Origin of the sequence: Pseudoalteromonas sp. S558 (assembly GCF_005886635.1) — a bacterium.
Lineage (GTDB): Bacteria > Pseudomonadota > Gammaproteobacteria > Enterobacterales > Alteromonadaceae > Pseudoalteromonas > Pseudoalteromonas aliena.
In genome coordinates this window covers 1-961 of sequence record NZ_PNDU01000520.1, presented here as the reverse complement: position 1 = coordinate 961, position 961 = coordinate 1, and the positions used below count along the sequence as shown (strand labels likewise).

Annotated in this window: 1 protein-coding gene and 1 pseudogene; both read right to left on the bottom strand. The window is 37.6% G+C overall.

Annotated elements, in window-relative coordinates:
* Positions 1-234: 234 nt before the first annotated feature.
* On the bottom strand, positions 235-450 hold the full coding sequence (locus CWB66_RS21225; protein ID WP_077538448.1) for a TIGR02450 family Trp-rich protein: 216 nt from the start codon (positions 448-450) through the stop codon (positions 235-237).
* Positions 451-525: 75 nt separating this feature from the next.
* A pseudogene (locus tag CWB66_RS21220) lies at positions 526-806 on the bottom strand (cupredoxin domain-containing protein); the annotation flags it as partial.
* Positions 807-961: the final 155 nt, after the last annotated feature.

Here is a 961-nt window from a genome sequence, read left to right as displayed (position 1 = left end):
GGTTAAGATATTTACTAATATATTGAATCATAATGATATTTAAATTTATTTTTCTCTAGCCAGAGATTTTCAGTGAAAACAAGGCGAATTTACGCGTCAATAGCGGGCCTCTTGCGAGTAAATTCAACGCAGTTAGCGCTGAAAATAGCTGCTTGAGATAGATTTATTACCAGAGTTCAGGTTACTTAACTTTAGTTCTGTATTTATCAGCGAGATTTACTAAAACGATTTAAATTACTTCCAGCCTTGGCACCACTTTTGAGTATCTTTTAGATCTCGCCAGCTAATTGGGTATTGGTTTTTAGAAAATACTGACTCAGTAATACACTCTATTACGTTGGCATCTTCATCGTACTCTACAGCGACTATAATAAAGTGCTTTTCTTTATTGATGGCAGGAGTTGCCGTCCATTTACTATTTAGTAATTTTTTAGGGTTTAAATTATTCACAATATACAAAAGCTCCAATTTTCTTAATAAGCACTAATACGACCCAGCCACTTGTTTAGCTCAACAACTATTTTTCTACTGTACTATTAACTTGCCTTTGTACATTTTCATTTGGCAATGAAATTCATACTCACCGACTTCAAGTGCAGGTAGTTTAACTGTATTGCCATCACCCATTACCAGAGTTTTATTATATCAAGCTGTGGAAATACCACGGTTTCGGCGCACGGCGCGCTGTCTTTTCTATCAAAGGTAAGTACAACCTCTTTGTTGGCTGCCACTTTAATGTGTCCTGGCTTATAAACACCGCTATCAACAACTATCGTTACTTTATTGTCATCACTTTGTGTTTGCTCTAGGGCGTGTTGATCTTTGTGGATTGAAATTTGTTCAATCTAGGGGCGATTAAATCGCGGCGCGAGGTTTGTAACCTAGTGGGCTAAGTAAAAACCGAGCAACAAAGAGTTAATCGTCCCTAGAAAGAACCCAAAGGGCAGCGCATGTTTGGGAT